Genomic DNA, 26023 nt, shown 5'->3' on the forward strand with positions numbered 1-26023 from the left:
ACACTGTGGGAGCGAGCTCGCTCCCACAGGTACTTCATGCAGCTCTAAGGATTACAGCAGTTCAAAGCTCTGCTGCGTCACGTCCTCGGAATCCAGGCCGATCTGCACGTTGAACTTGCCCGGTTCCGCCGCGTACTTGAGCTGGGCGTTGAAGAACTTCAGGTCGTCCTCGGTGATGGTGAAGTGCACGACCTTCTGTTCGCCGGCCTTGAGCATCACTTTCTGGAAGTTCTTCAGTTCCTTGATCGGCCGGATCATTGAGCCGGTCACGTCCTGGATGTACAGCTGCACCACGGTTTCGCCGTCACGCTGGCCAGTGTTTTTCACCGTGACGCTGGCGTCGAGCTTGCCGGTCTTGTTCAGCGTGGTCGATGACAGGGCCATCTCGCTCAGGCTGAAGTCGGTGTAGCTCAGGCCATAGCCGAACGGGTACAGGGGGCCGGTGGTGTCATCGAAATACTGCGAGGTGTAGTTGCCCGGTTTGCCCGGCGTGAACGGCCGGCCAATGGTCAGGTGGTTGTAGTAGGTCGGAATCTGCCCCACCGAACGCGGGAAGGTGATCGGCAGTTTGCCGGACGGGTTGTAGTCGCCGAACAGCACGTCGGCGATGGCGTTGCCGCCTTCGGTGCCGCTGAACCAGGTTTCCAGGATCGCGTCAGCCTGTTCCTTCTCTTCGAGAATCGACAGCGGACGGCCATTCATCAGTACCAGCACCAGCGGTTTGCCGGTGGCTTTCAAGGCGCGGATCAGCTCGCGCTGGTTTTCCGGGATATTGATGTCGGTGCGGCTCGAGGATTCGTGGGACATGCCACGGGATTCACCCACGGCGGCCACCACCACATCGGCATCCCTGGCGGCCTTGACTGCCTCATCGATCAGCACATTGGCCGGACGCGGGTCATCGACCACTTCCGGGGCATCGAAGTTGAGGAAGTTCAGGTAATCGAGGACTTTCTTGTCGTTGGTGATGTTGGCGCCACGGGCGTAGATCAGCGTTGCCTTGTCGGCGACGGCGGCGTTCATGCCGTCGAACAGGGTCACCGATTGCGCGGGTTTCCCGGCGGCGGCCCAGCTGCCCATCATGTCGATCGGCGCCTTGGCCAGCGGTCCGACCAGCGCGACTTTCGCGGTTTTCTTCAGTGGCAGGGTCTCGTTCCGGTTCTTCAGCAGCACCAGGCTGCGACGCGCCACATCGCGGGCTTCGGCGCGGTGCAGGCGGCTGTCGGCGTAGGTGTCGGCCGGGTCATCCTCGGCCTTGCCGATGCGCAGGTACGGGTCCTTGAACAGGCCCATGTCGTACTTGGCGCCCAGTACGGCACGCACGGCGTTGTCGATATCGCTTTGCTTGATCTCGCCAGACTTCAACAGCCCCGGCAGCTCTTTGCCATAGAGCGTGTCGTTCATGCTCATGTGGATGCCGGCCTTGATCGCCAGCTTCGCCGCTTCGCGACCGTCAGCGGCCACGCCGTGCTTGATCAGTTCGAAAATCGCGCCGTGGTCACTGACCGCCAGCCCCTTGAAGCCCCACTCCTTGCGCAGCAGGTCGTTCATCAGCCAGGTGTTGGCGGTGGCCGGCACGCCGTTGATCGAGTTCAGCGCGACCATCACCCCGCCAGCGCCGGCGTCAATGGCGGCGCGGTAGGGCGGCAGGTAATCCTGGTACATCTTGACCGGGCTCATGTCGACCACGTTGTAGTCGCGACCGCCCTCGACCGCGCCGTACAGGGCGAAGTGCTTGACGCTGGCCATGATGCTGTCGGCGGCGTTCGCGCCGGCGCCCTGGAACGCCTTGACCATCACGCCGGCAATCCGCGAGACGAGATAAGTGTCTTCGCCGAAGCCTTCGGACGTGCGACCCCAGCGCGGGTCGCGGGAGATGTCGACCATCGGCGCGAAGGTGATGTCGAGGCTGTCAGCCGCGGCTTCCTTGGCGGCGATGCGCCCGGACAGGCCGATGGCATCCATGTCCCAGCTCGAGGCCAGGGCCAGCGGGATCGGGAAAATGGTGCGGTGGCCGTGGATCACGTCATAGGCGAAGAACATCGGGATCTTCAGCCGGCTGCGCATCGCCGCGTCCTGCATCGGGCGGTTTTCCGGGCGGGTGATCGAGTTGAACGTACCACCGATGTTGCCAGCCGCGATTTCCTTGCGGATCAGCTCCCGGGGCATTTCCGGGCCGATGCTGATCAGGCGTAACTGGCCGATTTTTTCATCGAGGGTCATTTGCTTCATCAGTTTGCTGATGAAGGCGTCCTTGTTCTCCAGAGGTGCGGGCGTCGTGGCGGCCAATACGTTATGACTGGCCAGGCTGACGAGCAGGCCCAGCAAACACAGCTTCTTCATGAATAGTTTTCTCAAGGGCCCAAACGGCGATGTACACACGCCGGCCAGCCAAAATTTAGGGAGCGACTATTGTTGTTCGGGTGCAGACTCGATAAACGACAGCCAAAATACGGCAGCCGAATCGGATGCGTCTTTGCGCAGGGGCTCTTTTTAGCCCATCGGCCCGTTGCAATCCAGAGGCGCGGGCGATTATGCCTCAAGAGCCGACCCAGAAGGTTTCACGGTCGGTTTTTTCATTAAATGTACAAGGGAGCATCATCCTGATGAATGTCAGTCCAACCTACCGTTCTCGCTTGCAGGTCGCCACGCTGCTGGTGCTGGCCACATTGCTGACCGCCTGCGGCATCAACAATATTCCGACCCTCGATGAACAGGCCAAGGCTGCCTGGGGCCAGGTGCAAAACCAGTATCAGCGCCGTGCCGACCTGATTCCCAATCTGGTGGAGACCGTCAAGGGCTACGCCAAGCACGAAGAGGCAACCCTGACCGCCGTGATCGAAGCCCGGTCCAAGGCCACGTCGATCCAGGTCGATGCTTCGACCCTGGACGACCCGGCAAAACTCAAGCAATACCAACAGGCCCAGGACCAGCTCAGTGGTGCGTTGAGCCGGCTGATGGTGGTCTCCGAGCGCTACCCGGACCTCAAGGCCAACCAGAACTTCCTGGCCCTGCAATCGCAACTTGAAGGTACCGAGAACCGCATCGCCGTCGCCCGCCGCGATTTCATTCTTGCGGTGCAGAAGTACAACACCGAGATCCGTACGTTCCCCGGACGCCTATGGCACAGCGTGATGTACAGCAATCTGCCGATTCGCGAGACCTTCGAAGCCACGCCGGGTTCGGAGAAGGCGCCCGAGGTCAAATTCTGAATTACCGTCGGTGCTGTCGAGGTTGCCAATGCGAGCGTTGAAGATAGGCCTGATGCTGTTGGTCTGGTGGGTTGCCCTGGCGGCCCAGGCCGAATTGAAGTTTCCGCAGCTGACCGGCCGGGTGGTGGATAACGCCCAGATGATTGAGCCTGCGGTGCGCGAGCAACTGACCCAGCAGCTTCAGGCCCATGAAAAAGCCACCGGCGAGCAGGTGGTCGTGGTCACGGTGCCGGACTTGCAGGGCACCGACATCGCCGATTTCGGCTATCAACTGGGGCGCTACTGGGGGATCGGGCAGAAGGACAAGAACAACGGAGCCTTGCTGATCGTGGCCCGTGATGAGCGCAAACTGCGCATCGAAGTCGGTTATGGCCTGGAAGATCGCCTGACCGATGCCCAGAGTTCAGTGATCATCCATCAGGTCATCACCCCGTCCTTCAAGGCCGGTCACTTCAGCAAAGGTATCAGCGACGGGGTGGCGGCGATGTTGGTGGTGCTGGGTGGCAACGCCCTGGACGAGCCATCGACCGCCTATGAATCCAGAGGCGATCCGGGTGACGATTTCGTCTCGCGGCATCCGGGTATCTTCGTGTTTTTGGTGCTGCTGTTCATCCTGACTGTGTTTGTCTGCCAGATGCTCGGTATCCTTCCCGCCGGCCGTGGGGGTTCGGGCGGCTCCGGAGGCGGTTTCGGCGGTGGAGGTTTTGGCGGCGGTGGCGGCGGGGGCTTCAGCGGCGGCGGGGGCAGTTTCGGGGGCGGTGGTTCGTCGGGCGGCTGGTGATAAAAACAATAGCGAACAGGCATCTTCAAGACATGGCATTACTCACTGAACACGAACAACGCAAAGTGGCCGAGGCCATTGCCCGGGTCGAGCGCGACACCGACGCGGAGCTGGTGACGGTGCTCGCGGCCCGCGCCGACGACTATGCGTACATCCCGCTGCTCTGGGCCAGTCTGCTGGCGCTGGTGGTGCCGGGTATCGTGCATTACCTGACGGGGTGGTTGACCCTGCACAGCCTGCTGCTGGTGCAATGGATCAGTTTCATCGTCCTGTGCCTGGTGTTCCGCCTGCCGACAATCACTACCCACCTCATCCCGCGCGCGGTGCGGCACTGGCGTGCTTCCAACCTGGCGCGGCGACAGTTCCTGGAGCAAAACCTGCACCACACGGTAGGCCGCACCGGTATGTTGATATTCGTCTGTGAGGCCGAGCGTTATGTGGAAATCCTGGTGGATGAAGGGATTTCCAGTCGCCTGGACGACAAGAACTGGGACACGATTGTCGCGACGTTCACCCAACAAGTGCGGCAAGGGCAGACGTTGCAGGGGTTCGTCAACTGCGTCGAGGCGTGCGGCGAGTTACTCAAGGTTCATGTGCCGGTGACCCATGTGCGCAATGAGTTGCCCAATCGCCTGGTAGTGCTTGGCTAGGCATTTTGACCACGATCTTTTGTAGCGCTTCCAGGGACAATGACCGCCGGTTGTCCGGGTTCAGGCCAGTCTTCAACATCTCTCCTAACAGTGAACGCTGCACGACGGGCGTTCGGATAAGAGAGAGTTCCTATGTCAATGCATCAAATGCTCGACTCTTTGGCTGGCGCCCGCGGCGGCGCGCAGGCTCTGCCGGTGCAACTGACGGCCAAAGAAACACAAACCCTGATGTGGTGCTTCAAAGGTAAAACCTCGTGGGAAATCGCTAGGATTCAGAATTGTTCGGAATCCACGGTCAACTTCCACTTCTCCAATATTCGCCGCAAGTTTGCGGTCAGGTCTCGTAGCGCTGCCTTGCTCAAAGCCATTGAGGCGGGCGCCATCAGCGTGGGCGAGGTTGAATGGCGAGGCCCCCATGAGCCTGACTGACTCGACCTACAACAGTGTCGGTGGACTGCTGTTGGGCTTGGGTGTCGCGACTCTGCCCGCGATTGATGGCGAGGTGCTGTTCGGTGCATCGCTCGGGGCGTGGCTGGTGACCACGACGCGCACCAATTTCAAGGCGTGGCAGCGTATCGGTTCCTGGTTGCTGTCGGCGGGCGTCGGTTATCTCTTCACGCCGGTGGCACTGCCGTTGACCCCATTCCTGACAGCGGGCGTGACGGCGTTTCTTTGTGCGCTGGTCGTCATTCCCATCAGCATCAAGCTCATGCAGTGGATTGACGGTGCCGCCCTAGGGGAAATCGTTCGGCATTTGAGAGGGCGAGGATGATGGGTGATGACGCCGTTGCACTTGTCCTCATAACCGGCATTGCTCATTTGTTGAGTGCATTCAGGCTGGCCTGTTATCAGCGTGATGAAGTGCGACACCGTTGGCGTGACGGGCTGTTGACCAGCCTGTGTGGGGGACTGTTTTGCGTGGCCGGGATGGATGTACTTATAACCACTGTACCTGTGAGTCCATGGCATTCAGTGGTGAGCGTGTTGTTATGCGTACTGATCATACGAAATGAAGGAAATATCATTGTGCTATGGCGCGCCTTGAAGTAACCGCACTTCTGTTTAGATATGACTTTATGTTTCTTTGGCTGGTTGAAGTGTCGCAAGGATGGCGGCCATTTCCGCTAGTTAAAGTTCCATGTCACGCAGGCGTCGCTTTTCCTCCAGTGCATGTTGAATGGCGTGGCGATCCTCTTCATTGAGCAATCGCCATAACGCGAGAATTGTATTTTCCCGGTTCGAATTGTCTTGATTTTCCTCGGGTGAGTGCCCGGCAACAGGCCGTAATACCGGCCCTTCACCGAGCAGTAACCAATCAAGAGAGATGCCACGGGTTTGTGCGATATCTACGCATAATGAGTATGGTGTGCTATCGCGACCTTTCCAGCTGCTGAGGGTTTGTGGACTGATCTTTAGTGCGGAGGATAACGATGCATCGCTTTTTGTACCGGTAATTTGCTTCAGGCGCGTCAGAACAGCCTGTGATTTTTTGCTACGCAATTTGAGCCTCTTCCTTTTGACATATGCTTTTTGAGTGCCTAACTTATGCGTAATGAGTACTTTTTTTCTTGTGAGTAATCAATCGTCAACTATGAATCAGAAGAATACGATGTCGAAACTTCCTAATGGTAGCAAGGTGATTTCCTACGGGTTTAGTTCTTACCCAATACGCTTCTGCCCATTGCACTTCCCTTTGTCCGGCAGGCGCCATTCGCAAGGGCGGATCCTGGCGAGCAACGCTTCAAGCAGTATTGCGTTTGACAATCTCGATTACCACCAGACGACCACCGGGAAGCAGGCATGAGTACTTACAAGATGGTGTGTCCGCACTGCTTGAGCCGGATGCGTATCCGAACCAGCGAGGGCCGTCATATTTTTCTGCGGGTCGCCTATTTGCAATGTACGTCCGAAGCGTGCGGCTGGTCGGTCCGCGCCGAGTTCGAAATGACCCATGAGCTTTCCCCCAGTGGAATGCCCAACCCGGCGGTTCGGTTACCTTGCGCCGGGCCGGACTTGCGCCGTGCCGCCCGGCCTGTTGCGGTCAGTGAAGCATCGACGGACACGCAACAGGAGTCTTGAGCATGAACGAAGTCGATGAAAACCCGGAATTGAATGAGGATCTGCTGGCCATGGCCCAGGCCTTTCTGGTTCGACATGAAAGCGACGGATTGCTCGACGACCAGGTGTTGTTCTGTCGTGCCGTCAAGCATTTGCAAAGTGTCGATGTGCCCATGCATGTGGCGGAAAGACTGGTCAGTCATGCTTATGGGGAGCTCAAATCGAGCCATGATCGTCGGCGCCTGGACATCGCCGCGAGTTCTGAAACCGTCGCGGTGGTGACTGACCCGCTCAACGGTCTTACCTGGGCGGTACCGGTCGGGCTGATCGTCAAATACGTGATCAATTCGCCGAGTAACCGCAAGCTGCGACTGGTTGAGCCGTGATGCTTTAAAGGCAATTATTCAGGTCTTGGGTGGCGTCACCAAGACCTGCCACAAAATAACCCCGTGCCCAAAACCCCCGGCCCCCCTAAAATACCCGGCATTCCCCCGATTCGTATCGCCCGAGGCCGTTTTTCCATGTCTGTCACCGCCACTCCCGCCAGCCTCGCGCCGGATCATCACGCTCAATTCATCGACTTGCTGCAATCGAGCCTCGATCAGAATGCCTTCATCAAACTGGTGCTGGCCAAATACGTCGGCGAAGAGGCGGAGCTGCAGCGGATCATCATCAAGCCGGTGACCGTCAAGTCGCAGCCTTGCCTGTCCTTCGTCTATCGCTACAAAACCCGCGACATCACCAAGAACCTGCCGCTGGCCGAAGGGGTGGCAAGCATTGCCGAACTGCTTCCCGCGTCGTTCAAGAATGCGCATTTACTGTCGTTGACCGATGAAGCCCAGCTCGAATACAGCAAAAAGGGCAAGCCTTCGCTGTTCAAGAGCAAACCCCAGCAATTGCGTGAAGTGCCGTCCGCCGAGCACAACCGTGAGAAAAACCGCTTCCTCGACCTGAACCGACCGTTTCTCGCCGACCTTGGCGTGACCAACAAGCAACACGAGCTGATCCCGGCGATGTCGCGCAAGTGGAAGCAGATCAACAAATTCATCGAAGTGTTCAGCCACGCCCTGACCTCGTCACCCTTGGCGCTGGACAAGCCCGTGCGCGTGGCGGACTTCGGTTCGGGCAAGGGTTACCTGACCTTTGCCATTCACGATTACCTGCGCAATACCTTGAACGCCGAGGGCGAAGTGACCGGTGTCGAGTTGCGTGAGGACATGGTCACCCTCTGCAATGCCGCCGCGGCCAAGCTCGAGCATCCGGGGCTGGTCTTCAAGTGTGGTGACGTGCGCAGCGTGGCGCCGAGCGAGCTGGACGTCATGATCGCGCTGCACGCCTGTGACATCGCCACCGACTACGCGATTCACACCGGTATCCGTTCCGGCGCGTCGATCATCATGTGCTCGCCGTGCTGCCACAAACAGATTCGCCTGCAAATCCAGAGCCCGGCATTGCTCAAACCGATGCTGCAGTACGGTTTGCACCTGGGCCAGCAGGCGGAAATGGTGACCGACAGTCTGCGTGCGCTGTTCCTCGAAGCCTGCGGTTACGAGACCAAGGTGTTCGAGTTCATCTCACTGGACCATACCAACAAGAACAAGATGATCCTGGCGGTCAAACGCGCCGAGCCGGTGGACCCGGCCCAGCTGTTGGTGAAGATCCAGGAGCTGAAGGATTTCTACCACATCAGCGAGCATTGCCTGGAAACCCTGCTGCGGGCTGACGGCTACCTCTGATCCCATGCAGGAGCCGGCTTGCTGGCGATGGCGATCCTGAGGACGCCATCGCCAGCAAGCTGGCTCCCACAGGATTTATGCGGTGGCAATGCGCGCGGGTTTGATTGCGGTCTTGCGTCCCAACATCACCGTCACGATCACCCCCGCAGCAAACAGCCAGGTGATCGGCTCGACGTGTTCGCCGAAGAACAGTGCCGAGAAGGCGATGGTGAAGAAGATTTGCAGCAACTGGATCTGACTGACGCGCGCAATCCCGCCCATGGCCAGCCCGGCGTACCAGGCAAAGAACCCGATGAACTGCGAAAACAGCGAGACGTAGCCGAAAGCCCACCAGGTTTTCGCCGAGATCTCGCCTTGATGTTGCAGCGCCAGGTACACCACCGGCCCGATCAGCAAAGGCGTCGACAGCACCAGCGCCCAGCAGATCACTTGCCAGCCGCCCATTTCCTTGGCCAGGCGTCCCCCTTCGGCATACCCCAGGCCGCCCACGGCAATCGCTCCGAGCATCAGCAAGTCGCCGGCCTGAATGCTCCCGGCACCGCTGATCAGCGCATACCCCAACACCAACGCACTGCCCAGTGCGGCGCAGGCCCAGAACGCCTTCGACGGTCGTTCATGGGACAGCCACGCCGCGTACAACGCCACGCACAGGGGCTGCAGGCCATTGACCAGGGCGCCATGGGACGCCGGCAAGGTTTGCATGGCCCAGGCCGACAACACCGGGAAGCCCAGGATCACCCCGGCAATCACCAGGGTCAGGCCTTTGACCTGCTTCCAGGTCGGCCATTTCTCACGACGCCAGAGCAACAGCAGTGCCGCGGGAATCGCCGCGAACAGGGCCCGGCCCAAGCCGTTGAGCAGTGGGTGGAGCTCTTGCACGACGATTCGTGTGAAGGGCAGGGTGAGGCTGAAGATCACAACGCCGAGCAGGCCAAGGGCCATGCCGGTGTTTTCGCGGGAGGACATGATGGCAACCAGAATCGAGGTGGGTGGGGGTGCCTTCATCTAGCCATAATTGGCGGGGAGCGCGCTGTTACAGCTAGGTGCAGAGTTATCCGTACAGTTTGAGGGCGCCTTCGCGGGCAAGCCCGCGAAGAACGGTAATGCGGTCCATCAGGTAGTAGCAGGTTATTACCCGACCCGCCGGATAAGGACTACCTTGAATACTCCTGCAAGCCCACGTTTTCCAGAGGAGTCCTCCCCATGGCTGCTAAAAAAATTCTGATGCTGGTTGGCGATTACGTCGAAGACTACGAAGTGATGGTGCCTTTCCAGGCGTTGTTGATGGTGGGTCATACGGTACATGCGGTGTGCCCGGACAAAACCGCCGGCCAGACCGTGCGCACGGCGATCCATGACTTCGAAGGCGACCAGACCTACAGCGAAAAACCCGGTCACCTGTTTGCCCTGAACTTCGACTTCGCCAAGGTCGCGGCAGCGGACTACGACGCGCTGCTGGTGCCCGGTGGTCGTGCGCCGGAGTACCTGCGGCTGAACGAAAAAGTCCTGGAGCTGGTACGGGATTTCGACAAGGCCGGCAAACCGATTGCCGCCGTGTGCCACGGCGCGCAGTTGCTGGCGGCGGCAGGGATTCTCGAAGGCCGTGAGTGCAGTGCTTACCCGGCCTGCGCGCCGGAAGTGCGCCTGGCCGGCGGTACGTATATCGATATTCCGGTGACGGACGGCCACGTTCAAGGCAATCTGGCCACCGCGCCGGCCTGGCCTGCCCACCCGAACTGGCTGGCGGGTTTCCTTGGGTTGCTGGGCACCAAAATCACGCTGTAACGAGGGACCTTTCCATGTGCGAGCTCTACGTCAAAGCTGACCCGATTCTCTACGAATCGCGCTCCCGCTCGCTGCGCATCTGCGGAGTGGTCACCACCCTGCGGCTGGAGAATCAGTTCTGGGACATCCTCAGCGAAATTGCCGAGGTCGACGGCATGACCACCAATCAGTTGATCGCCAAACTGTATGAAGAGGTGATGGACTACCGCGGCGAGGTGGTCAATTTCGCCTCGTTCTTGCGGGTCAGTTGCACGCGGTATTTGAGTCAGCGGCGGACTCAGGCACCGGAGTTGTCGGTGGTGCGGGCAGCGGCGAAATAAATAGATGTGCTTCGAACCGGCCGGCCCCATCGCGGGCCGGTACAGGCGACAAACAACCCGGCCTGATCTTTACTTTGAAGCGCGCAACCTCTCAATCGCCAAAGGAGAAAGAGCATGTCCGGATGGTACGAAGTGAGCAAAAGCATCAGCGGGCAATTCAGGTTTGTACTGAAGGCGGCCAATGCCGAGACCATTCTGACCAGCGAGCACTACAGCACGCGCGCCGCCGCCGATAAAGGCATCGCGGCCGTGCAGGCCAACAGCCCGATAGATGAGTGTTACGAGAAAAAAACCACCCGGGATGGCCACCCTTATTTCAACCTCAAGGCGGCTAACCACGAGATCATCGGCACCAGCGAGGCCTTTTCTTCTGTGACCGCTCTGGAAAAAGGCATCGCCAGTGTGAAGGCCAATGGGCCAACCAAGGTGGTCAAGGACAAGACGTTGCCAGTGCTTTGAGGCACTTGTGGGATCGGGCCGGCTCGATCCCACAGTGTTTTTTTGAGGTTGGAAATCAGCGCAGAGTGTTCAACAGCCCCTGGAGCTGATCGCGTCCAGTCTCACTCAACGGATAAACCGGTAGCCGCGGATCGCCCGATTCCAGCCCGGTGGCACGCAACCCAGCCTTGATGGTCGCCGGCAGGCCACCCTTGAGAATGAAGTCCAGCAAGGGCAACTGGCGATAGAACAGCTCGCGCGCCTTGCTCAAGTCGTTTTCCAGCACCGCCTGATACAAGTCGAGGTTGAGCTGCGGGATCAGGTTTGGTGCCGCCGTGCACCAGCCCTTGGCCCCGGCGGCAAACGCTTCCAGCGCCAACGGGTTGCAACCGTTGTAAAACGGCACCTGACCTTCGCCCAGGCGTTGCAGTTGATGCATGCGCTGGATGTCGCCGGTGCTCTCCTTGACCATGGTCACGTTTTCCACGCCTTTGACGATGCGCAAAATCAGGTCCACCGACATGTCGGTGCCGCTGGTGGCCGGGTTGTTGTAGAGCATGATCGGCACGCCGATGCTGTCGCCGATGGCGCGGTAGTGGGCGAGGATTTCCGCTTCGCTGAGTTTCCAGTAGGCGGTTGGCAACACCATCACCGCATCGGCACCCTGGGCTTCGGCGAAACGTGCGCGGCGCACTGCTTTGGCAGTGGTCAGATCGGACACGCTGACAATGGTCGGCACGCGTTTGGCCACTTGCCTGATACTGAATTCGGCGACTTGATCCCACTCGGCGTCGCTCAGGTAGGCGCCTTCCCCGGTGCTGCCCAGTGGGGCGATGGCATGCACGCCGCTGTCGATCAAACGGTCGATGGAGCGCCCGAGCGCGTCGAGGTCGACATTTTCACCCTTGGCGGTGAAAGGCGTGATGGTGTAGCCGATGATGCCGTGAATGGTTGTGCTCGACATGGTGTCTCTCCGTAATAAAAGGTCGGGGTTCAGTTCAGGCAATCGGCGTGTTGACGCAGGTTCTGCCGGGCGTAGTAGTTGAAAGCGGCGGCGTGTCGCTTGGGCCGGTCGATCCAGTCATGGGCTTCACGGCCCAGCTCGGGGATGATCGGCTGGATGGTCCCGGCGCTCATCGCCAGCAGTTGCAGCCTGGCGGCGCGTTCGATCAGTTGGGCAATCACACAGGCTTGCTCGATGGTGCCGCCGGTGGACAGTTGGCCGTGGTGGGAAAGCAGGATCGCCCTTTTGTCGCCCAGGGCCCCGGCAATCAACTCGCCTTCTTCATTCCCGACCGGCACACCAGGCCAGCCTTCGAGAAACGCGCAGTCGTCGTAGAGCGGGCAGAGGTCCATGTGGGAAATCTGCAGCGGCACTTCCAGCATCGACAAGGCCGCAACGTGGGTCGGGTGGGTGTGAATGATGCAGTTCACATCCGGCCGGGCGCGATACACCCAACTGTGGAAACGGTTGGCCGGATTGGGCATGCCATGGCCGGCGAGCACCTCCAGGTCTTCATTGACCAGCAGCAGGTTGCTCGCGGTGATTTCGTCAAAGCCCAGGCCCAGTTGTTGAGTGTAATAGGTGCCTGGCTGCGGGCCGCGGGCGGTGATTTGCCCGGCCAGTCCGGAATCATGGCCGTTCTCGAACAGAATGCGGCACGTCAGGGCCAGCTTTTGCCGGTCGGTCCACGTATTATCCGCGAGGGTGTTTTGCATCTGGGTCAGCGCTTGCTTGACCAGTTGCTCTTTGGGCAGTGCTAAGGTCTTGGCCATATCGGTGTCCTTTGGGGTGATTCATGCAGATGACACTAAAGAGGCTATATGACACTTTGTGTCATTGGCAAGGACAAATCGTCGGCTCCTTGATGGATTAATCGCTCCACATGTCTATCCGTTTGAAATTACTCAGAAAAAAACTTGGCGTGACACTCGAAGCCTTGGCCGAAAAATCCGGTATGACCAAGAGCTATCTGTCGAAAGTCGAGCGCGGGCTGAACACGCCGTCGATCGCGGCCGCCCTGAAACTGGCCAAGGCGCTGAACGTGAAGGTCGAGGAGTTGTTTTCCGAGGACAAGGTCAGCCTCGACAGCTACAGCCTGGTGCGCAGCCATGAGCGCCAGTCCCTGGTGGCCAACGATCAAAGTCCCGGCTACGCGGTGCTGGCCCATCAGGTCAGTGAACGCAGCCTGCTGCCGTTCATCATTTACCCGCCCGCCGAATTCACCGACAAAGCCTTCAAGGAACACACCGGGGAGGAGTTTCTGTTCGTCCACGAGGGGCAGGTGGAAGTGGACTTCATGAACGAGCGAGTGCTGCTCGATCGCGGTGACGCGCTGCACTTCAACGCGCAAAAACCGCACCGGATACGGTCAGTGGGAGAGGTTCAGGCGCAGTTGCTGGTGGTGGTGCACAGCAGCGAAGAATGAGCCCTGGCGCTTTTGTGGCGAGGGTGCTTGCTCCCTCGCCACCGGTCAGGTGTTGGCCTCAGACTTCGACCGGAACGGTCAGCTTCGGGCTACCCAGTGCATGGGTCTTCGAGTCAAAAAAGCGCAACTCAACACCCGTCCCCTCAAACACCTTCGCGTAATAGCGCTTCTGATGCTGGATAAACGCCTTGCTGCGCGGATAGATCGAGATCGCCACCAGCTGCGGTTTCGCCTGACGCAAGGCGTGCACGATGTGGTTGTCCTGCTCACCCAGGGCATGGCCGAAAATGCACAAGCCTTCGCCATGACCCAGTAACTGGTCGTAGCAGAACGACAGATAATCCGAGCTGCGAATGGTCTTGAGCTTGTCCGCGCTCGGCCCTTCGTTGACGAACAGCGGCACGTCGTCGAGGGTCTTGATCGTATTGTTGATCGCGAAATTACCCAGCAATGTGCCCTCGGTCGACATCAGCTTGCGCGCCGTGCCGTCCTGATTGCGCACCAGGTGCAGGCCACCGTGCAGGTACAGCAAGCGGGTTTTGTCGGTGGCGGTGGCGCTGAGGTCGAATCCGGGCTCGTCACCCTGGAACAGATCGGTGATCGCCTGCGGCGAGTACTGGATCGCCCAGTAATTGAGCAGATCGTAGTTGGTGGTGAATACCGTGCGGTAGCGGGCCAGTTCCTGATTGATCGAGCCCAGGGTCGAGGACTGGACCAACCGCCACGGGATATGCACCGCGTGCACGGTGTTGATCAAGGCTTCCTTGATCGCGTAGTAACGATTGCGCGGGGCGGCGGAGCTGACGGCCAGGGCCTTGTTGACCCGGCTGGTGGTTTTCAGCGCGCTGAGCACTTGTTCGAAACTGCGGGTTTGCAGCGCATCGAACACACTCAATTCCGATTGGCTCAGGGGCTTTTCTTCGACGGTGCGGGCGTTCTCGAACAGCGAGTCGTAGCCGAAATCGTCCCACACGGCGCGGCTGGCGCCGTTGCCCACCAGCAAGCCGGCGAACGCAGCGCTTGAGCGCAAGGCGTTCCAGTCTTCAAGTTGGGCGTCGACATCCTGTAAATCGGTCATTGCGTTTGTCGTCTCGAAGCAAAAGGTCTGATGGGCGGCGACTTTATCACGACCGGACGTTGAGCCAGATCAACATGCAGTCGTGGCGACGGGTCGATCCTGAGCGCTTTCAGAGGATCGGTGCTGCCGGTCTGCCCCCTCGTCAGGAGACTCGCGCATGAGTAGTACGTTTTTTATCCCCGCCGTGAACATCATGGGCATCGGTTGCCTGGACGAAGCCATGGACGCCATCCGTCAGTACGGTTTTCGAAAGGCGTTCATCGTCACCGACGCCGGGCTGGCCAAGGCCGGCGTGGCGAGCATGATTGCCGGGAAACTGGCGCTGCAGGACATCGATTCGGTGATCTTCGACGGCGCCAAACCCAACCCCAGCATCGCCAACGTCGAGCACGGCCTGGGTCTACTCAAGGAGACCCGGTGTGACTTCGTGGTGTCCCTGGGCGGGGGCTCGCCCCACGACTGTGCCAAGGGGATCGCCCTGTGCGCGACCAACGGCGGGCAGATTCGCGACTACGAGGGCGTCGATCGGTCCACTAAACCGCAACTGCCGTTGATTGCCATCAACACCACGGCCGGCACGGCCAGCGAAATGACCCGGTTCTGCATCATCACCGATGAATCGCGGCACGTGAAAATGGCCATTGTCGATCGCAACGTCACGCCGCTGCTGTCGGTCAACGATCCGGACCTGATGATCGCCATGCCCAAGGGCCTGACGGCCGCCACCGGCATGGATGCCCTGACCCACGCCATCGAAGCCTACGTGTCCACCGCTGCCACTCCGATCACCGATGCCTGCGCCCTGAAGGCCATCACCCTGATCAGCCATAACCTGCGCCTGGTGGTGGAGGACGGTGAAAACCTGGGGGCGCGGGAAGGCATGGCGTACGCGCAGTTTCTGGCGGGCATGGCGTTCAACAATGCGTCCCTTGGCTTCGTGCATGCCATGGCTCACCAGTTGGGTGGCTTCTACGACTTGCCCCATGGCGTGTGCAACGCAGTGCTGTTACCCCACGTGCAAAGCTTCAATGCCCAGGTCTGCGCCGTTCGCCTGACCGACGTGGCCCACGCCATGGGCGCCGACATTCGCGGATTCAGCCCGGAAGAGGGCGCCCAGGCGGCCATCGAGGCCATCCGCCGCCTTGCACTCGATGTGGACATCCCCGCCGGTTTGCGTGAGCTCGGCGTCCGGCTCAACGACATCCCGACCCTGGCCAGCAACGCCCTGAAAGATGCATGCGGCGTGACCAACCCCCGGGCGGCGGATCAGCGGCAGATCGAAGAGATTTTCCGCAACGCGTTCTAGACGTTTTGGCGGCCGGGCGCGAGCACCACGCAAAGCAGCGCGCCCAAGGCCAGCAACGTGCATGACAATGACAGCGGCCAGGGCTGAGGGCTGGCGGTCCCGCCAATACTTCTCGTCAGCATGACCTTGTGGCGATCCCTTAACCCACCGCCGCCAGTGCTTTGTCATGTGTTCCACCAAACTGAATCAACACCACACCGCCAATCAATAACAATGCGCCTAATACCCGCGGCAAGCTCACCTGCCGCTGCACCAACCCAAACCACCCGAAGTGATCCAGCACCAATGACGCGACCACTTGCCCGGCCAACGCCAACGCCATGAACCCCGAGGCGCCGAGTTTGGGCAGTAGCACCAGGGCCAGGGAAATGAAGCAGACCCCGAACGCACCGCCGGCCCACATCCAAAGGGGCGCCTTGCTGATGAACGCCACTGATGGCAACGGCACGCGCATCGCCAGCATGATCGGCAACAGCACGAGGATACTCACCAGCAACGAGGCCAAGGTGGCCCATAACGGATGTCCCAGGCCCCGTCCAAGGTTCGCGTTGATCGCACTCTGAAAAGGCACCACCGCCCCGGCAATCACGGCCAGCAATAACAGGCCGATCCCATGCAACGTACTCATGATCATTCTCCAGCAGGTTTTGCTGGACTCTAGAGTATTCGTCGCGCAGATTTAAATTCCGTTTTACTATCCAGAACATGCATCGAATGAATGATCTGCGCCGCATCGATCTCAATTTGCTGGTGATTCTCGACGCCTTGCTCAGCGAGCAACACGTCACCCGGGCGGCTGAACGTTTGCACCTGAGTCAGCCGGCCGTCAGCCATGCCCTGGCGCGTTTGCGCGATCTGCTGGGCGATCCGTTGTTGGTGCGGGCAGGTGCCGGCCTGGTGCCGACCTCGCGGGCGATGGAGCTTATGGCGCCGTTGACCGAAGCCCTGGCCCAGGTGCAATCGCTGCTGGCGCCCAATGCCTTTGATCCGGCGACCACCCGGCGCACCTTTCGCCTGGCCATGTCCGATTACGGTGCCGCCATCGTCCTGCCTGGCTTGATCCGCACGTTGCGAAGTGAAGCTCCGGGCATCGATCTGCAAATCAGTCACGCCAGCCGCGAAGGCATGCTCGACGGGATACTCAACGGTGACATCGACATCGCCGTCGGTGTGTTCCCGGAAATGCCCAACGAACTGCGCAGCACCCCGCTGTTCGAAGAGCACTACGCCTGCCTGGTGGATCGCGACAGTTTGCCGGCCGACGCAACCCTCGACCTGCCGGCCTACCTGGCGCGCCCCCACGTTTTGCTGGAAATGCGCGGCAGTGGCACGCCGGAAATCGAGCGCGCCCTGACCGCGCTGCATGAACGGCGGCGCGTGGCGGTCAGCCTGCCGCACTGGAATGTCGCCCCGCAGTTGATCAGTGGCACGGATTTGATTTTGACCGTTGCCTCCCGCGGCTTGCGCGACCTCGACGAGGCGTCGCTGATCGTCGTGCCTGCGCCGTTTCATATTCCGTCGTTTACCTTTGTGTTGGCGTGGCACCAGCGGCGGGGCGGGGATCAGGCGTTGAACTGGTTGAATCAACGAATCGCAGAGGGGATAAAACGCTGATGAAGTTCTTCGACGATCAGTCAATCAATGCCCAATGAGCTGATATAGACTGGCGTCCACTCACCAAACAGTTCAAAAGGACTTCCCATGACCCCGTCGCTGTTAATGGCTGTTCTTGCCTCGGGTTTTATTTACGGGATTACGCCAGGCCCCGGCGTGCTGGCCGTATTCGGCATTGGCGCGGCCCATGGGCGACGGGCCGGGGCGGGGTTCCTCTGCGGGCATTTGCTGGGGGACGTGGTCTGGTGCGGCACTGCGCTGGTGGCGATTGTCGGGGCGCGGGAGATCGGCAGCACGGCGTTCGATGTGCTGGGCGTGCTCAGCGGGCTCTATCTGTTCTGGCTCGGCTGGCGTGCGGTGCGGGCGCGTCGCAGCAGTGCCCAGGCGCCGCAAGGGCCGGCGCGGCAGCCGTTCTGGCATGGCATCCTGTTTGGCCTGACCAATCCGAAGGCTTACCCGGTGGCCGTGGCCACGTTTACCGCCTTGTTGTCGAGCCGAGCAGAATTACTGACCTGGTCGATGTTGCCGTGGCTGATCCTGCTGAGTTTCGTGGGCGGTCTTATCGCCTACGCTATTCTCATTGGCGTCGTCGGTGCGCAGCGGGTGCGTACCTTGTATCAGCGCCATGAACTGGCCATCACCCGGCTTTGCGGGTTAATGTTCATCGGTTTCGCCATCAACGCCCTGGTGCATGCCGTGCCGGGCCTGGTGACGAACAAGGCTTGAAGCCGGGTACAGGGAAGCCTCGGTGACACAGGTTCTAACGGTCAGGGATGTTTTTTATTACCGCATTGTCCGGACATGCATTCAGCGCCATGACCACCAGAAATTCCGCGCCGCTGGCGAGCTACATCGACCTCTTGTTGGACGCCGTTTGCGCGGTCGACAAACAAGGTCGCTTCGTTTTTGTCAGTGCCGCCTGCGAGCGCATTTTCGGCTACAGCCCTGAAGAGTTGATCGGTCGACCGATGATCGAGCTGGTGCACCCGGCCGATCGTCAGCGCACCCTCGATGCCGCCCGGGAGATCATGGGCGGTGAGCCCCGGCTCAATTTCGAAAACCGCTACCTGCGCAAGGATGGCCGGGTGGCGCACATCCTCTGGTCGGCACGCTGGTCGGAGGTCGATCAATTGCGTATTGCCGTGGCGCGTGACATCACCGAGCGCAAGCAAGCCGAGTCCCGGCAAGCAGCGCTGTATGCGATTTCCGAGGCGGCGCATGCAGCGGAAGATCTATTGGCGCTGTTCAAGCGTATTCATCTGATCATTGGCGAATGGCTGCCAGCGCTGAATTTTTCCGTGGCGTTGTATGACGATCACGGTGCCGAGCTGAGTTTCCCCTATCACGTTGATGCCCACGAACCCGAGCAGCCTTGCACGATGACCGGCCGCCTGTGTGCCGAGGTGGTCCGCAGCGGCCAGCCGATCCTGCTGACCCCGGATCAGGAGGATCGACCTGCGGGGTTCGAGAGGCAAGAGAGCGCGCAGAACACGCCGTGCTGGCTCGGCGTGCCGCTGAACTCGCAAAACGGCACCATTGGCGCACTGATCGTCAAAAGCATGCCGGGCAGTGAGCGCTACACCGAGCAGGATAAAGAGTTGTTGCAGTACGTCTGCGCGCAGGTCGCGACTGCGATCGAGCGCAAGCAATTGCACGCGCGCCTGGAGCGCATGGCCCAGTACGACCAACTGACACAACTGCCTAACCGCGAATTGCTGCGCGACCGGCTCAAGGCTGCATTGGAAGCGGCGCGTGACGACTGCGGACGCTTGGCTTTGCTGTATGTCGATCTTGACCGCTTCAAGGAGGTCAACGACACCCACGGGCATGCGGTTGGCGACATGTTGCTGCAAACCGTGGCCAATCGGCTCAAGGGCTGCGTGCGTGAAACCGATACGGTGGCGCGTATTGGCGGCGATGAGTTTGTGGTGTTGTTACACAGTATTCACGCTTCGGGAGATGCCGACGGCGTGGCCGTGAAAATCCGTCAGGTCCTGGCCCAACCCCTGCGCCTGGACGGCCACAGCCTCAACATTCAGCCAAGCATCGGCGTCGCCCAGTACCCCGAGCACGGCACGGAGGAAAAGCAGCTGTTCAGGCACGCCGATGAGGCGATGTACACCGCCAAGCGCGAGCATCACCTGCGGCTCGTCTGAATCGCGCTCCACCGTTCGTCGTGGCATCGCCGTTTTTTTCTAAACCTTTTGCATCGCGCCCATTCAGATTCTATGCGGGCGCCAGCTCGCCGCGATCATCACCAAGAGGTAGAGAATCATGCCTAATTCAAGAAACTCGAACTCGGGAAATTTCGCCAACGATCGAACCAAGGCGTCTGAAGCCGGTCGCAAGAGTGGGAAAACCACCACCACGACTGTCGATAAAGAGCCAGCGAAACCCGACATGGGTCGCAAGCCCGGACAGAAATCCAAGTAGTGGATGAAGGTGGTTTTGATTGAGAAGCGGGGGCGAAAGCTCCCGTTTGAATGTTTACTGAGGAGGGCGCGACCATGAAGCGGATGGCCACCCAAATACGCAACACCGGTTTCGCCACGTTACTGGGCCTGTGTGCCAGCAGTGCCTTCGCCCAGTCCCCCGCCGAGTTCATCAACGATGCGTCGGCCCAGGGCATCGCCGATATCGAGACCAGTCGTCTGGCGCACCAGAAGTCGGAATCCAAAGAGGTCAAGGACTACACCATCGTCGTGATCAACGATCGCACCACCGCCAACCAACACCTGGCAAAAATCGCCAAACAGCTGGATTTGCCGGTGGCCCCGCGTGAGCAGGTGGCCGATAAGGCCAAGGCCTTGATGCCGCAAGTCTTGGACGGCGCGAACTTCGATGAGGCCTATGCGGCCAGTCAGGTGAAGTCCACCGAAGAAGCCATCGCACAGCTTCAGCAGGAAGCGCAAACCACGGATGTGCCTGAGATCAAGGCGTTCGCTGAAGAGACGTTGCCCAAGCTGCAACATCACCTGCAGATGGCCAGGGCATTGCAAGCCAGTCGTTAGATCGTTCGATCACGCGGGTGACCCAGTGCCGCCCGCTCAGCCCCCTCAGGAAAATCAGAATGATCGCCCCGATGAACGTCTTGGGACTGCCGGTCCACAGGGCAAGTTTCTGAGGGATTTTTTGCGGATTTCATGGCCGTGTTCCTTATCTGAGGGCGCGTGAATTTCAGGCAGTGGGGGCGGGAAGAAAATTCGGCGGGAGTGACGGTGCGGCGCAAAAGTCTGTGTTCTGAAACCTTTGGTCTCGCCTGTCGCGGTATCGTAGCGGTCCAAGGACAACGCACCGACAGGAGAACGCAATGAGTTGGTCCGCCAAACAGTACGTCGCTTTTGAAGATGAACGCACCCGTCCCGCCCGTGACCTGCTGGCGGCCATTCCCGCCGGTGATGTGCGCTCGGCGATCGATATCGGATGTGGTCCCGGTAACTCGACCGAGTTGCTGGTGGAGCGCTTTGCCAACGCCACGGTGCGCGGGCTGGACAGTTCGACCGACATGATCGAGGCCGCCCGCAAGCGTTTGCCGCAGGTGCGGTTCGATATCGCGGACATTGATTGCTGGAACGAAACTGGCCCATTCGATGTGATTTTCGCCAATGCGGTGTTGCAGTGGCTGCCTGATCACGGCACGTTGCTGCCTTCATTGGTGAGCAAACTTGCACCGGGTGGCAGCCTGGCGATCCAGATGCCGGACAATCTCAATGAACCCTCGCATCGCTTGATGCGCGAAGTGGCGGCGAGTGGTCCCTGGGCTACCAAACTGACCGGCGCGTCCGGTCAACGCACGCAGATGGCCGATGCCAGCGGCTATTACTCAATGCTCAAACCTCACTGCGCTCGGGTCGATGTGTGGCGCACCACGTATCATCATCCACTCGCAGGCGGTGCTTCGGGCGTGGTCGAGTGGTTCAAGGGCAGTGGTTTGCGGCCGTTTCTCGATCCACTGGATGAGGCGGAACGGGCTGAATATCTGAAGCTGTATCTGGCCGCCGTCGAGCAGGCTTATCCGGCGCAGGCCGATGGTTGGGTGCTGCTGCCGTTTCCGCGGTTGTTTCTGGTGGCGACGCGCTGATGCAAGAAAGGGGGTAGATGATGCATCTGCCCCCTTTTTTTGATCGCCTGGAAACATCACTGCGGTTTACTTCTCTTCGAGCGTCTGGCGCTCAAGTACTCAAAAACAAACGAAGCAAAGCCGAACAACCCGATCAATGAAATGATCATGATTCCCAACTCTGAATTTTGCATGTTGATCTCGGGGGGCGGAAGGTGAGCCCGGAGCATAAGGTATCTGCCAGTGGGTTCAACGCAGTACGATGGCTTCTTTACGGGCGTGCGCGGATCTATACGCAAACAATACGAGTGCCGGGGCCGGCAAGGGGTCAGTTCAACGCTGAACACCAACCAGCAACATCATCGGCCATTCGCGTTCTTCGGCCAGTCCGTGGGTCACGCGTTCGCCTGCCATTCAGTACTGAAGCACCTGAACCCGATCATGAGCGGGCTTTCAAGGTGACTATTCTGGTCGGCCCGCTCGACTGCGGGTCATATGGATGAGCGCTGATCTGCGACCATCCAGAGACGTTCTCTCTTCGACAGCAAAGGGCAAGAAGCCGAGTTTTGGATAAAGCAACAAGCCAGCGGTATTTTCATTGAAACACGAGATCTGCACCTCTTTGGCGTCATAGCGCTCGAACGCCAGAGCCGTCATCGTCTCCACGATGAAGGTCGCCACACCGTTACCTCGTGCCTGCTGGGCAACGATGACATTGCCGATACAGCAAACCCCACCCGTCTCAGCCCGATAAAAGTTGGCAAAGCCAACGACGCTGTTCCCGGCCTCGACAATCGTCGAGTCGAATCGTTGGGTAATCGCGTTAGACAGCTGAGCTTCCGTCAGAGGGTATTGAGCTTTCGGGAACATATAAAACAGTTCCTGAGCGTTAAGGGGAAAGCTGCAGATGGTTTTGATGTCAGCCGCCGTCACTGGCCTGTATTGCAATATCATCGCGCGTCCTTGAGGTCTGTGAATTCGGCCAAGGTAGTTTGAATGCAAAAGGGGCTTGTTCAGAGGCCCCTTTCATTTGTGGACTACGCGTGTAATGCCGGCATCGAGTTTTTAATTATTTCTGAAATGATAGGAACAGGTGTCATCAGATGCTCCCTCATCAGGGCGCTCGCCTTTACCGCATCGCGAGCAAGGATTGCGTCAACGAGGGTTGCATGCTCGACCCTTTTTTGACGAAGTGCCTCTTCGGAAAAGACAGTGCTTTTGAGCCACAGGTGTCTGTACCTCTCAGCCTGGTCCAGCAGTTGCGATCTTAGTTGCAGCAGATGCTTGGATCCGCACCCGGAGGCTATCGCACTATGAAACGCCTTATGTCGAGAGTCCCATATCTCGAGCATTTGCTCCTGCGTTCTGAGCTCCATGACTTTCGATAGCGTGTGAGTTCGCGCCAGGATCGAGGCTTCCCACGAGTCATCGCCTCGTTCGATCGCGAGCGTGAGGATCATGGCTTCCAGGTTGGCGCGCGCGTCGTAGATGTCGCGCATTTCTTCCAACGACATGGGGGCTACCCGATAGCCCTTCTGGTTAATCGCAATGACCAGGTGTTCCGCGACGAGCTGAGACAAAGCCTCTCTGAGTGGGCCAACCCCAAGACCATATCGATCTTTCAGGGCGCTCATCAGCAGCTTTTGTCCAGCCGGAAATACGCCACGAATAATGTCCTTCTTGAGCCTTTCGTAACCATCGAAAGTAGATTTCTGCTTTGGCTCAAGCTCTTCCATAGCGACCACTCATCGTCAAATTTTCCTAATCATACTCACATTTCAAAAGGCTCGCCGAATGGCTACTAAATCATTTTCTATCTACGTATTTTAAAAATGTAGACATTTTTATTTAGTGGCGATATTTTTTGACCGTCGCTTCACCAGACGCCCTGGAAAGCGCCCACACTCACTACGCCAGGACACAGCAATGAACGCCTTCTCTCAGATCAACGCTCCGGTAATGCAACAGCCCACTGAGTGCGTGGGTTTCTCTCTCAAGCCTTCTGCTCAGTCCAAGCGCTTCCTGGAGCTCACATTCCCCAAGGTCACCGTCGACGCGTTTCTCTCTGCCGTGTCCCAATGGCCAGTTCAGGCACTTGAGTACAAGTCGTTTTTGCGCTTTCAGATTGGCAAAATCCTGGACGGAATTTGTGGCGAGACGCTGCGTCCGGTTTTGGTCAACACGCTGATGGATCGCGAAACGGGTGGTCTGTTGGTGAAGCCGGAAGGGCTGAACGATGTCTCCCAGGCAGAAGACATGGTCAAGTTTTCAACCGCCGTAGCGCACCTGCTGGGGCGTTCTAATTTCGATGCGATGAGCGGCCAGTTTTATGCACGCTTCGTCGTAGAGAACGTTGATAACTCGGACAGCTACCTGCGTGCGCCACATCGTGTGATGGAGCTGCACAACGACGGAACGTTCGTGAATCAGATCACTGACTACGTCCTGATGATGAAGATCGACGAGCAAAACATGGAAGGTGGCAACTCCTTGCTGTTGCACCTCGACGACTGGGCTGATCTGAATAAGTTCTACAAGCACCCATTGGCTCGCCGCTCCCTGCGCTGGACAGCTCCACCGAGCAAGAACGTCAAAGAGGACGTGTTCCATTCCATCTTTGATACGGATGGTGAGGGGCGTCCGACCATGCGCTACATCGATCAATTTGTTCAGCCTGAAAACTTCGAAGAGGGCACCTGGCTTTTCGAACTCGGTGAGTCGCTGGAAACCAGTCAGGCGAAGTTGTCTATTCCCGTTGCGGTGGGTTCGTTCGTGTTGATCAACAACTTGTTCTGGCTTCACGGACGCGACCGCTTCGCAGCGCATCCAGGCCTGCGTCGCGAACTGATGCGTCAACGCGGCTACTTCAGCTATCCGAAGGTGGGTCACCACCACGGCCAGACATCCAACTAATTGACGGAGGGGCCGCAGGCGACTGCGGCCCGTTCCCTGTCCGCCATCCTTGTGAGGTGATAGCTGTGTACGACTTTGTAATCATTGGTGGCGGCATTGTGGGAATGTCTACAGCCATGCAAATGGCATCTGAATACCCGGATGCAAAAATTCTGTTGCTGGAAAAAGAATCGGGTCCTGCCCAGCATCAGACCGGTCATAACAGTGGGGTGATCCATGCGGGTGTTTACTACACGCCTGGCAGTCTGAAAGCCAAGTTTTGCCTGGAAGGAAACCGGGCAACGAAAGCCTTCTGTGATCAGCACGGAATTCGTTATGACGCCTGCGGCAAAATGCTTGTGGCGACGAATGAAATTGAGAAGGAACGAATGAAAGCCCTTTGGGAGCGCACTGAGGCCAATGGCCTTGAGCGTGAATGGCTTTCAGCTGCCGAGCTTCGGGAAAGAGAACCGAATATTGTCGGGTTGGCGGGAATCTTCGTCCCTTCCAGTGGCATCGTGAATTACGCCGAAGTCACTCGACAGATGGCTGCAGAGTTTATGAAAGCGGGCGGCGTCATTCGCTACAACTCTGAAGTGACGGCTCTCGATGAGCGAGCGGACGAGGTCGTGGTCACGACGTCGACAGGCGTTTACCAGGCCCGTTTTCTGATTTCATGCTCAGGCTTGATGGCTGATCGGGTCGTCAGGATGCTGGGGCTCGAACCCGAGTTCCAGATTTGTCCTTTCAGGGGCGAATACTACCTGTTGCCCAAGCAACACAATCAGATCGTCAATCACTTGATCTACCCCATCCCTGATCCGTCGATGCCATTTTTGGGTGTGCATCTGACTCGTATGATTGACGGCACGGTCACCGTAGGGCCGAACGCTGTATTGGCGCTCAAGCGTGAGGGGTACAAGAAAACTGATTTCTCCCTGGGGGATATGTTTGAAATCTTCACCTCGCTCGGGGTCTTGAAGGTTTTGAAGGCAAACTTCAAACCTGGCCTGATAGAGATGAGGAATTCTCTGTTCAAGAGCGGCTATCTCAAGCAAGTGCAGAAATACTGTCCGTCGATCAATAAAGAGGATCTGACACCGTACCCCGCCGGGGTTCGTGCCCAGGCTGTTTCGAACAGCGGTAAGCTGATTGATGACTTCTTGTTCGTCAATACGAAGAGGAGCGTGAATGTGTGTAACGCACCTTCCCCAGCCGCCACCTCGGCCATTCCTATCGGCGCCTACATCGTAAGCAAGGTCAAAGAGCAAATCGGTGAGCGGGCGTTCTTCGCCGCTCCGAAGGTCGGTCCAGCGGATGCCAGGGCGTTCGTATAAATGATAAAGCCGCTAGCGATAGCGGCTTTTTTTGAGCCAGGAAAGGGCTTGGGCAAGCTCGGATCCTCAACGAGCCAGACTCAGGCAGGCAAAAACCTGAACGAACAATGCGGCGAGCAGTGGCCAAGCGTTTCGTTGATCTGTTTTGGATTCACTGATCAGCTCCTCCGCCTCTGGGGCCGGCATCACTCCGATCTCGAATGCACCGATTATTTCACGCATGAGAAGCCTCCTGATGGGTCAAGGCCGGCTGCATGCCTGGCGCTGCATCATATAAAACTCTAATCCATATGTATTGTCAACGAAATCTGCCGTTTTTTTGATCAT

General features: G+C 58.8%; 32 protein-coding genes and 1 pseudogene. 22 read left to right on the top strand and 11 right to left on the bottom strand.

Annotated elements, in window-relative coordinates:
• Nucleotides 1-51 precede the first annotated feature (51 nt).
• Complete coding sequence (gene bglX, locus ACX3YD_RS23485) at nt 52-2343, bottom strand: beta-glucosidase BglX (protein WP_103403522.1); 2292 nt, start codon at nt 2341-2343, stop codon at nt 52-54.
• 263 nt (nt 2344-2606) lie between these two features.
• On the opposite strand from bglX, the gene ACX3YD_RS23490 reads away from it, so the two are divergent.
• The 6 genes from ACX3YD_RS23490 to ACX3YD_RS23515 all read left to right on the top strand — a co-directional run bounded on the left by ACX3YD_RS23490 (nt 2607) and on the right by ACX3YD_RS23515 (nt 5693).
• Complete coding sequence (locus ACX3YD_RS23490) at nt 2607-3212, top strand: LemA family protein (protein ID WP_103403521.1); 606 nt, start codon at nt 2607-2609, stop codon at nt 3210-3212.
• A 28-nt stretch (nt 3213-3240) separates the two neighbouring features.
• On the top strand, nt 3241-3993 hold the full coding sequence (locus tag ACX3YD_RS23495) for a TPM domain-containing protein (protein ID WP_458961157.1): 753 nt from the start codon (nt 3241-3243) through the stop codon (nt 3991-3993).
• A gap of 32 nt (nt 3994-4025) precedes the next feature.
• The gene (locus ACX3YD_RS23500) at nt 4026-4643 is read left to right on the top strand and encodes a TPM domain-containing protein (RefSeq protein ID WP_458961158.1); all 618 of its coding nucleotides are present in this window, start codon (nt 4026-4028) and stop codon (nt 4641-4643) included.
• A gap of 132 nt (nt 4644-4775) precedes the next feature.
• Nucleotides 4776-5072: a helix-turn-helix domain-containing protein gene (locus tag ACX3YD_RS23505; RefSeq protein ID WP_090467564.1), complete on the top strand. Its 297-nt coding sequence runs from the start codon at nt 4776-4778 to the stop codon at nt 5070-5072.
• A complete protein-coding gene (locus tag ACX3YD_RS23510; protein ID WP_458961159.1) occupies nt 5059-5415 on the top strand; it encodes a putative holin in 357 nt (118 codons plus the stop codon). The genes ACX3YD_RS23505 and ACX3YD_RS23510 overlap by 14 nt, the downstream gene beginning before the upstream one ends.
• Nucleotides 5415-5693, top strand: coding sequence for a phage holin family protein (locus tag ACX3YD_RS23515; RefSeq protein ID WP_103406919.1), 279 nt, complete (start codon nt 5415-5417; stop codon nt 5691-5693). The genes ACX3YD_RS23510 and ACX3YD_RS23515 overlap by 1 nt, the downstream gene beginning before the upstream one ends.
• Before the next feature lie 78 nt (nt 5694-5771).
• Here ACX3YD_RS23515 and ACX3YD_RS23520 read toward each other — a convergent pair whose 3' ends face one another.
• The gene (locus ACX3YD_RS23520) at nt 5772-6143 is read right to left on the bottom strand and encodes a helix-turn-helix domain-containing protein (RefSeq protein WP_458961160.1); all 372 of its coding nucleotides are present in this window, start codon (nt 6141-6143) and stop codon (nt 5772-5774) included.
• Between the two features lie 300 nt (nt 6144-6443).
• Here ACX3YD_RS23520 and ACX3YD_RS23525 point away from each other — a divergent pair, with 300 nt between their 5' ends.
• From ACX3YD_RS23525 to ACX3YD_RS23535, 3 genes are all read left to right on the top strand, one after another.
• The gene (locus ACX3YD_RS23525; RefSeq protein ID WP_458961161.1) at nt 6444-6722 is read left to right on the top strand and encodes an Ogr/Delta-like zinc finger protein; all 279 of its coding nucleotides are present in this window, start codon (nt 6444-6446) and stop codon (nt 6720-6722) included.
• 2 nt (nt 6723-6724) lie between these two features.
• Complete coding sequence (locus ACX3YD_RS23530) at nt 6725-7087, top strand: hypothetical protein (RefSeq protein ID WP_090467572.1); 363 nt, start codon at nt 6725-6727, stop codon at nt 7085-7087.
• Nucleotides 7088-7222: 135 nt separating this feature from the next.
• Nucleotides 7223-8437: a class I SAM-dependent methyltransferase gene (locus ACX3YD_RS23535; RefSeq protein ID WP_458961162.1), complete on the top strand. Its 1215-nt coding sequence runs from the start codon at nt 7223-7225 to the stop codon at nt 8435-8437.
• A gap of 75 nt (nt 8438-8512) precedes the next feature.
• On the opposite strand, the gene ACX3YD_RS23540 is transcribed toward ACX3YD_RS23535, so the two are convergent.
• Nucleotides 8513-9403, bottom strand: a complete 891-nt coding sequence (locus ACX3YD_RS23540; RefSeq protein ID WP_458961163.1) for a DMT family transporter — start codon at nt 9401-9403, stop codon at nt 8513-8515.
• Between the two features lie 237 nt (nt 9404-9640).
• Here ACX3YD_RS23540 and ACX3YD_RS23545 point away from each other — a divergent pair, with 237 nt between their 5' ends.
• The 3 genes from ACX3YD_RS23545 (at nt 9641) to ACX3YD_RS23555 (ending at nt 11001) form a co-directional block, all read left to right on the top strand.
• Entirely contained in the window at nt 9641-10222 is a 582-nt protein-coding gene (locus ACX3YD_RS23545) for a DJ-1/PfpI family protein (RefSeq protein ID WP_047526566.1), read from the top strand.
• A 14-nt stretch (nt 10223-10236) separates the two neighbouring features.
• On the top strand, nt 10237-10542 hold the full coding sequence (locus ACX3YD_RS23550; protein ID WP_103406577.1) for a ribbon-helix-helix domain-containing protein: 306 nt from the start codon (nt 10237-10239) through the stop codon (nt 10540-10542).
• Between the two features lie 114 nt (nt 10543-10656).
• Nucleotides 10657-11001 (top strand): YegP family protein, encoded by a 345-nt coding sequence (locus ACX3YD_RS23555; RefSeq protein ID WP_458961164.1) that lies wholly within the window; start codon nt 10657-10659, stop codon nt 10999-11001.
• Nucleotides 11002-11056: 55 nt separating this feature from the next.
• Here ACX3YD_RS23555 and ACX3YD_RS23560 read toward each other — a convergent pair whose 3' ends face one another.
• A complete protein-coding gene (locus ACX3YD_RS23560) occupies nt 11057-11944 on the bottom strand; it encodes a dihydrodipicolinate synthase family protein (RefSeq protein WP_458961165.1) in 888 nt (295 codons plus the stop codon).
• Between the two features lie 29 nt (nt 11945-11973).
• Complete coding sequence (locus ACX3YD_RS23565) at nt 11974-12756, bottom strand: aldolase (RefSeq protein WP_103406580.1); 783 nt, start codon at nt 12754-12756, stop codon at nt 11974-11976.
• A 110-nt stretch (nt 12757-12866) separates the two neighbouring features.
• Between ACX3YD_RS23565 and ACX3YD_RS23570 the strand changes: the two genes are divergently transcribed.
• Nucleotides 12867-13409 (top strand): helix-turn-helix domain-containing protein, encoded by a 543-nt coding sequence (locus ACX3YD_RS23570; protein ID WP_458961166.1) that lies wholly within the window; start codon nt 12867-12869, stop codon nt 13407-13409.
• 58 nt (nt 13410-13467) lie between these two features.
• Here the strand turns inward: ACX3YD_RS23570 and ACX3YD_RS23575 are convergent, their stop codons facing one another.
• Nucleotides 13468-14487 carry a DUF4917 family protein gene (locus ACX3YD_RS23575; protein ID WP_458961167.1) on the bottom strand — a complete coding sequence of 340 codons (1020 nt, stop codon included), beginning with the start codon at nt 14485-14487 and terminating at the stop codon, nt 13468-13470.
• A gap of 157 nt (nt 14488-14644) precedes the next feature.
• On the opposite strand from ACX3YD_RS23575, the gene yiaY reads away from it, so the two are divergent.
• A complete protein-coding gene (gene yiaY / locus ACX3YD_RS23580; protein ID WP_458961168.1) occupies nt 14645-15793 on the top strand; it encodes an L-threonine dehydrogenase in 1149 nt (382 codons plus the stop codon).
• A 139-nt stretch (nt 15794-15932) separates the two neighbouring features.
• Here the strand turns inward: yiaY and ACX3YD_RS23585 are convergent, their stop codons facing one another.
• Nucleotides 15933-16421, bottom strand: a complete 489-nt coding sequence (locus ACX3YD_RS23585; protein ID WP_458961169.1) for a DMT family transporter — start codon at nt 16419-16421, stop codon at nt 15933-15935.
• Nucleotides 16422-16498: 77 nt separating this feature from the next.
• On the opposite strand from ACX3YD_RS23585, the gene ACX3YD_RS23590 reads away from it, so the two are divergent.
• The 5 genes from ACX3YD_RS23590 (at nt 16499) to ACX3YD_RS23610 (ending at nt 20418) form a co-directional block, all read left to right on the top strand.
• A complete protein-coding gene (locus tag ACX3YD_RS23590; protein ID WP_458961170.1) occupies nt 16499-17407 on the top strand; it encodes a LysR family transcriptional regulator in 909 nt (302 codons plus the stop codon).
• Nucleotides 17408-17494: 87 nt separating this feature from the next.
• Nucleotides 17495-18133 carry a LysE family translocator gene (locus ACX3YD_RS23595; RefSeq protein WP_103406586.1) on the top strand — a complete coding sequence of 213 codons (639 nt, stop codon included), beginning with the start codon at nt 17495-17497 and terminating at the stop codon, nt 18131-18133.
• Between the two features lie 89 nt (nt 18134-18222).
• On the top strand, nt 18223-19563 hold the full coding sequence (locus tag ACX3YD_RS23600; RefSeq protein ID WP_103406603.1) for a sensor domain-containing protein: 1341 nt from the start codon (nt 18223-18225) through the stop codon (nt 19561-19563).
• 118 nt (nt 19564-19681) lie between these two features.
• Nucleotides 19682-19840, top strand: a complete 159-nt coding sequence (locus tag ACX3YD_RS23605; RefSeq protein WP_103406587.1) for a con-10 family general stress protein — start codon at nt 19682-19684, stop codon at nt 19838-19840.
• Between the two features lie 74 nt (nt 19841-19914).
• Nucleotides 19915-20418, top strand: a complete 504-nt coding sequence (locus ACX3YD_RS23610) for a DUF4142 domain-containing protein (RefSeq protein WP_103406588.1) — start codon at nt 19915-19917, stop codon at nt 20416-20418.
• A 31-nt stretch (nt 20419-20449) separates the two neighbouring features.
• On the opposite strand, the pseudogene ACX3YD_RS23615 reads toward ACX3YD_RS23610, so the two are convergent.
• A pseudogene (locus ACX3YD_RS23615) lies at nt 20450-20536 on the bottom strand (low affinity iron permease family protein); the annotation flags it as partial.
• 181 nt (nt 20537-20717) lie between these two features.
• Here ACX3YD_RS23615 and tam point away from each other — a divergent pair.
• Nucleotides 20718-21488 (top strand): trans-aconitate 2-methyltransferase, encoded by a 771-nt coding sequence (gene tam / locus ACX3YD_RS23620; RefSeq protein WP_458961171.1) that lies wholly within the window; start codon nt 20718-20720, stop codon nt 21486-21488.
• 441 nt (nt 21489-21929) lie between these two features.
• On the opposite strand, the gene ACX3YD_RS23625 is transcribed toward tam, so the two are convergent.
• Together ACX3YD_RS23625 and csiR are read right to left on the bottom strand one after the other, a co-directional pair.
• A complete protein-coding gene (locus ACX3YD_RS23625) occupies nt 21930-22421 on the bottom strand; it encodes a GNAT family N-acetyltransferase (protein WP_458961172.1) in 492 nt (163 codons plus the stop codon).
• An 83-nt stretch (nt 22422-22504) separates the two neighbouring features.
• The gene (gene csiR, locus ACX3YD_RS23630; protein WP_047526592.1) at nt 22505-23203 is read right to left on the bottom strand and encodes a DNA-binding transcriptional regulator CsiR; all 699 of its coding nucleotides are present in this window, start codon (nt 23201-23203) and stop codon (nt 22505-22507) included.
• A 190-nt stretch (nt 23204-23393) separates the two neighbouring features.
• Here csiR and glaH point away from each other — a divergent pair, with 190 nt between their 5' ends.
• Together glaH and lhgO are read left to right on the top strand one after the other, a co-directional pair.
• Entirely contained in the window at nt 23394-24380 is a 987-nt protein-coding gene (gene glaH, locus ACX3YD_RS23635) for a glutarate dioxygenase GlaH (protein ID WP_103406592.1), read from the top strand.
• A gap of 65 nt (nt 24381-24445) precedes the next feature.
• A complete protein-coding gene (gene lhgO, locus ACX3YD_RS23640) occupies nt 24446-25696 on the top strand; it encodes an L-2-hydroxyglutarate oxidase (protein ID WP_458961173.1) in 1251 nt (416 codons plus the stop codon).
• A 66-nt stretch (nt 25697-25762) separates the two neighbouring features.
• On the opposite strand, the gene ACX3YD_RS23645 is transcribed toward lhgO, so the two are convergent.
• Nucleotides 25763-25918 (bottom strand): hypothetical protein, encoded by a 156-nt coding sequence (locus tag ACX3YD_RS23645; RefSeq protein WP_158249417.1) that lies wholly within the window; start codon nt 25916-25918, stop codon nt 25763-25765.
• Nucleotides 25919-26023 lie beyond the last annotated feature (105 nt).

Source organism: Pseudomonas fluorescens group sp. PF-1, assembly GCF_054481335.1.